A 5513-nucleotide genomic window follows, 5' to 3' on the forward strand; every position below is an offset into this window, starting at 1 on the left:
CCCCGGGCCCCCCGGCCCGTCTTCGTACGTACTGCCGGACTCCGGTGCTGCCGGACTCCGGTGCTGCCGGACTCCGGTGCTGCCGGACTTCACAAGAGGTACGGGTGGCTCATGTGCTCCAGAGGCGGGCCCGCAGCGGCATGCCGGACGCGCCGCCGTCCGGGGGCCGTACGGCGAGGATCTGGTTGACGCCGATCCTGTTGCGTTCGAAGGAGAGCGCGGACGCCGCCATGTAGAGGCGCCAGACGCGCGCGCGGCCCGCGGAGGTGGCGCGCACCGCCTCCGCCCAGTGCTCCTCCAGGTTGGCCACCCAGCGGCGCAGGGTCAGCGCGTAGTGCTCCCGGATCGACTCGACGTCACGGGCCTCGAAGCCCGCTTCCTCCAGGGTGGAGACGGTACGGCCGAGCGGCGCCAGTTCGCCGTCGGGGAAGACGTACGAGTCGATGAAGTCGTCGATGTGGTACTGCCCCTCGTCCTTCTCGGGGCGCCGGGCGATCTGGTGGTTCAGCAGCCGGCCGCCCGGCTTGAGCAGGCCGTAGAGGTCGTCGGCGTACTCGCGGTACCTGACCGAGCCCACGTGCTCGGCCATCCCGATGGAGGAGATCGCGTCGTAGGGGCCGTCCCTGACGTCCCGGTAGTCCTGGACGCGGATCTCGATACGGTCCGTCAGCCCCTCCTCCGCGATGCGCTTGCGGGCGAACGCGGCCTGTTCCCGGGAGAGGGTGACGCCGGTGACCCGGGCGCCGTACTCGCGGGCCGCGTGGATGGCCATCGAGCCCCAGCCGCAGCCGACGTCCAGGAGCCGGTCGTCCTGCCGGAGGCCGAGCTTGCGGCAGATCAGGTCGAGCTTGTCGCGCTGCGCGTCTTCGAGGGTGAAGCCGGGGCCCGCGTCCCAGTAGGCGCAGGAGTAGACCATGGACGGGCCCAGGACCAGGGCGTAGAAGTCGTTGCCGACGTCGTAGTGGTGGCTGATCGCCTCCTTGTCGCGGCGTCTGGTGTGCAGGGTGCCGTGCCGGCGTCTGATCTCCTCGACGGGCGGGGCGGGCGGCGGCCAGGGCCCGGCGATCTCCACGAGCCCGCGCGCCGCGGCGCGCATCCTGGGGTCGCGTACCGGGTGGACCTTGTGCTCGTTCTCGTCGGCGCCGCGCTCCCAGATGAGCCCGGCGAGGCGTTCGAGGACCGCGTACAGATCACCGTCGACATCGATCTCCCCCGCGACCCAGGCGCGTGCGAGCCCCAGCTCGCCGGGTTTCCAGAGGAGGCGGCGCAGGGCCCGGCGGTGCCGGATGATCAGGGTGGGGGCGCCGGGGGGACCCGATTCGCTGCCGTCCCAGGCGCGGATACGGACCGGGAGCGGGGCCCCCAGCAACTCTTCGGCAAGAGTGGTCAGCCGCAGCGCGGCGTCGGCCATGGCGTACACCTCCGTGGTGGTGGATACCGGACATGCTCAACACCACGTAAACACCGGTCGGGTACGGATGCAGTCCCTGTGACGGGCAATGAGACAGCAAAATACTTGCATCTACCACGGACTTCCGCCGGGTGCGGCTCGCCGCCTCGGGCCCCTACCCCCGGCCCGTACCCTCCGCCGGCTCCGGCGCCAGTCGCTTCCCGGCCTTTTCCCGGCCCCGACGGGCCGTGCGGACTCCGGTGATCCGGAACGGGGCTGCTGGTCCGTCAGAGCGACCGGCGCGCGCCGGGGCCGGGAGGGCCCGCGCCGTCCGGGCATGCGGAAGGGCCGTCCGCACCACGGATGGCGGACGGCCCTTTCAGTACCGCGTGCGTCAGGAGGCCTTGGCCTTCTCCGCGGGCGCGGCCGACGCGGCGGCGGGCGCCGGGGTCGGCTTCGCGGCCTCGTAGAACTCCTCGCGCGGCGTCTCCATGGCGCCGAGCGAGACGACCTCGCGCTTGAGGAACATCGCGAGCGTCCAGTCGGCGAAGACCCGGATCTTGCGGTTCCAGGTCGGCATGGCCATGCCGTGGTAGCCACGGTGCATGTACCAGGCCAGCCGGCCCTTGATCTTGATCTTCATCTTGCCCATGACGATCATCGCGACGCCCTTGTGGACCCCGAGACCGGCGACCGCACCCTTGTTGGCGTGGCTGTAGTCGCCCTGCGGGAAGCCGCGCATGCCCGAGATGACGTTGTCACCGAGGACCTTGGCCTGGCGCAGCGCGTGCTGGGCGTTGGGCGGGCACCAGGCGTTCGGGTTGCCGGCCTTGCGGCCGACGAGGTCCGGGACCTGGGCGTTGTCGCCGGCGGCCCAGATGTAGTCGGTGCCCTGGACCTGGAGCTTCTCGCTGGTGTCCACGTGGCCGCGGGGGCCGAGCGGCAGACCGTAGCGGGCGAGCGCCGGGTTCGGCTTGACGCCGGCGGTCCAGACGATGGTGTTGGAGTCGACCTCAAGGCCGTTGTTGAGCACGACGTGACCGTCGACGCAGGAGTCCATGCCGGTCTTGAGGTAGACCTCGACGCCACGGCCTTCGAGGTGCTCCTTGCCCCAGGCGCCCAGCTTCGGGCCGACCTCGGGGAGGATCTTGTCCGCCACGTCCACGAGCAGGAAGCGCATGTCCTCGCGCTTGACGTTCGTGTAGTACTTGGCCGCGTCGCGCGCCAGGTCCTCGACCTCACCGACGGTCTCCGCACCGGCGAAGCCGCCACCCACGAAGACGAAGGTCAGCGCCTTGCGGCGGACTTCCTCGTCGGTCGTCGAGTCAGCCTTGTCGAGCTGTTCGAGGACGTGGTTGCGCAGCCCGATGGCCTCCTCGATGCCCTTCATACCGATGCCCTGCTCGGCGAGGCCGGGGATCGGGAAGGTGCGGGAGACCGCGCCGAGCGCGACGACGAGGTAGTCGAAGGGCAGCTCGTAGGCCTCGCCGACGAGCGGCGCGACCGTGGCGACCTTGCGGTCCTGGTCGATGGTGGTGACCCGGCCGGTGAGCACCTCAGCCTTGGGCAGCACGCGTCGCAGCGGTACGACGACATGCCGAGGCGAAATGCTGCCGGCGGCGGCTTCGGGGAGGAAGGGCTGGTACGTCATGTACGAGCGAGGGTCGACGACCGTGACGGTCGCCTCCCCGTAGCGCATCTTCTTCAGAATGCGACGAGCTGCGTACAGGCCTACGTACCCACCGCCTACAACGAGGATCCTGGGACGCTCCGTGGTGCTCATGCCATCGAGTATCCACCCCCCTCGGAGGGGGTGCTCGTGAGCCCCTTCACAAGGTGTGACCCCCCTGGTGTTACACTGCGCGGCCCACGTGATCCAGGTCATGGTGCGCAGGGGGAACCGGACGGCATGTTTGGACGTTGCTTACCCCTCGTGAGCTGGCCATTCCACCGCCTTCCCGACACCGGACCGGCCATACGACGCGCGCCGCGGCGGGGGGCCGGGGACCACCCGGTACAAGGGCGCGGAGGGCTCTCGCTCCTGACAGCCGGGCCTCGCGACCCGGCCCGGGGCCCCACCGGAGCGTTTTCCTTGTGAAGAAGTTCACGAACTTTCCGGCGGGGGTCACCACGGCGGTCCCGCGTCAGGGCCTCAGACCCGGGTGGCGGCGTTCATCAGGTCGGTGAAGTTCCGGCTGTACGCGTCGTACGGAGCGGCTCCCTCCAGCCGGAGCAGGGCCTCGTCGTTCCGCTGGAGCGAGGCGTAGTCCAGGTTGTGGGAGCCGGTGAAGGTCCACTTGGTGTTGGTGTGGCCCGCGTACGTCCCCTCGACCAGGAAGTACTTCGAGTGCACCAAGTGGCCGTCGGCGGTGTTGAGCTGACGGATGTCGATGTTCGTCCGGCCGCTGAGCTTCGCCGCGTCGTTGCTCTCCGCGTACACGATCCGGATCTGGCAGCCCTGGGCGGCCATGGACCGCAGCTTCTCCGCGACCTCGTCGCGGTGCAGCGCGAAGGCGGCCACGCTCACCTTGCTCCTGTCCGCGCAGGAGACATTGCCGAGCAGGCTCACCACGATGTCGCCGCTGCTCTGCGGGAAGAAGTAGTACTTCTCCGTTCCGGTCTTTCCGCTGGTGAAGTAATTGGCGTTCTTCTTCATCGCCGCCAGATCGTTGAAATACCCCACGTACGCCGTGTAGAGATCGGTGTTCCCGACGACGGTATAGGCGTTGTTCCAGTATTTCGCGGTGTTGAGACTTGTCTGGTTGGCCGATGTCTGGATGACGACGTCCTCGGCCTCTCCCACGCTGCCGATCCGGGAGAAGGTGAAGAATTTGTTGTGGTTGATCATAGAACTCTGCCCGGTGGCGATACACGCCCCACCCGCCGTGCAGACCCGCACCCATGACGTGGCGGTACGGTCCGTCCCCAGGTCGGCGATGAGGCTCTTGGCCGCCGCCGAATCCGCGTACTTGGAGTCGAGGACGACCCGGATCATGACCCCGCGCGCATGGGCGGATTTCAGCGCGTTCGTGTAATCCTGATCGTTCAGAGCGTAGAGCGCGGCACGGATCAGCCGCCCGCTCTGCGTCTTTCCGATGGCATCGATGATGTGATTCTTCACCGCGTTCTGCGCGGCGGCGGAACCCCGCGGATCATTGAACACGGCCCCCGTGGAAATCGGCGGATCCGCCGCTACGGCAGGGGCCGCACCCCCCGCGAGCATCACGCCGACGAACGCCGTCGCCACCGCGGCCATTCCCGCTCTGCGCACCGACCGGCGCACGCGGACGGACTTGTTCGGAATCAAGGATTCCCCCCCTCTCGATTCACCCGGAAAACCCCGGGTGAAGAGGGGCGAGTTTTTCATGTGGATCACCGGGGTGTCCATAGGATTCAGGCTCCGCACACAGGGCACCGACGATTGCGTGTACACATCTGCGCGTACACTGATGTCATGACCGAGGAGACCGTGACCGTACGCGAAGCCCGTGCACACCTCGCGGACCACATCAACCGCGCCGAGCAGGGCACCCCGACCGTGATCACCCGTAACGGCGTGCCCGTGGCGGCCGTGGTGCCGATCACGGACTTCGACGCCCTGGAAGAGGCGGCCGACCTCCTGCTGGCCCGTGAGGCGGAAGCCGTACTGGCCGAGGACGGCCCCACCGTGACCATGGCCGAACTGCTGGCGGATCTGTTCACCGAACACACCGGGGACGCGGCGTGAAGTACGCGTTCCGGTTCACGGCGGCCGCGCAGCGGCAGCTCCGGGCCATCGACCGGCATGCCGCGATGCGCATCCTGACCGCGCTGACCGCACTCGGCGACGATCCGTACCGCGAGGACGCGGACATCAAGAAGCTCGCCGGGCCCTCAGGTCTGTACCGGCTCCGGGTCGGCGCCTGCCGGGTCGCCTGTCAGGTCCAGGACGGCGCCCTCGTCGTCCTCGTCGTCAAGGTCGGAGACCGGCGCGACGTCCACCGCGCTCTCTGAACGAACGGGGCGCCCGCGGGGGGGAACCCCCGCGCCCCCCCCGGGGGCCGGGCGGCAAGACCCCCCCCCCCCGCCCCCCCCCCCGAAAGCGGCCAACAAGGGGGGGGGGGCGGCGAACAACAACCGCGCC

At 69.1% G+C, this 5513-nt stretch carries 5 protein-coding genes; 2 read left to right on the plus strand and 3 right to left on the minus strand.

The features are described 5' to 3' along the window. Positions 1–109 precede the first annotated feature (109 nt). From ACFXPK_RS31355 to ACFXPK_RS31365, 3 genes are all read right to left on the minus strand, one after another. Positions 110–1411 carry a class I SAM-dependent methyltransferase gene (locus tag ACFXPK_RS31355; protein ID WP_385005040.1) on the minus strand — a complete coding sequence of 434 codons (1302 nt, stop codon included), beginning with the start codon at positions 1409–1411 and terminating at the stop codon, positions 110–112. Between the two features lie 373 nt (positions 1412–1784). Beyond that, positions 1785–3173, minus strand: a complete 1389-nt coding sequence (locus tag ACFXPK_RS31360) for an NAD(P)/FAD-dependent oxidoreductase (protein WP_385005042.1) — start codon at positions 3171–3173, stop codon at positions 1785–1787. A gap of 369 nt (positions 3174–3542) precedes the next feature. Then, positions 3543–4553: a phospholipase D-like domain-containing protein gene (locus tag ACFXPK_RS31365; protein WP_385005044.1), complete on the minus strand. Its 1011-nt coding sequence runs from the start codon at positions 4551–4553 to the stop codon at positions 3543–3545. A 291-nt stretch (positions 4554–4844) separates the two neighbouring features. Here ACFXPK_RS31365 and ACFXPK_RS31370 point away from each other — a divergent pair, with 291 nt between their 5' ends. Together ACFXPK_RS31370 and ACFXPK_RS31375 are read left to right on the plus strand one after the other, a co-directional pair. After that, on the plus strand, positions 4845–5117 hold the full coding sequence (locus ACFXPK_RS31370; RefSeq protein WP_385005046.1) for a type II toxin-antitoxin system Phd/YefM family antitoxin: 273 nt from the start codon (positions 4845–4847) through the stop codon (positions 5115–5117). Beyond that, complete coding sequence (locus ACFXPK_RS31375) at positions 5114–5383, plus strand: type II toxin-antitoxin system RelE/ParE family toxin (protein ID WP_385080522.1); 270 nt, start codon at positions 5114–5116, stop codon at positions 5381–5383. The genes ACFXPK_RS31370 and ACFXPK_RS31375 overlap by 4 nt, the downstream gene beginning before the upstream one ends. The last annotated feature ends 130 nt before the right edge of the window (positions 5384–5513 follow it).

Origin of the sequence: Streptomyces sp. NPDC059142 (assembly GCF_042755665.1) — a bacterium.
Lineage (GTDB): Bacteria > Actinomycetota > Actinomycetes > Streptomycetales > Streptomycetaceae > Streptomyces.

Coding starts and splice junctions, on each gene's coding strand:
- ACFXPK_RS31355 (WP_385005040.1), bottom strand. CDS start 1,411: ATGGCCGACGCCGCGCTGCGGCTGACCACTCTTGCCGAAGAGTTGCTG.
- ACFXPK_RS31360 (WP_385005042.1), bottom strand. CDS start 3,173: ATGAGCACCACGGAGCGTCCCAGGATCCTCGTTGTAGGCGGTGGGTAC.
- ACFXPK_RS31370 (WP_385005046.1), top strand. CDS start 4,845: ATGACCGAGGAGACCGTGACCGTACGCGAAGCCCGTGCACACCTCGCG.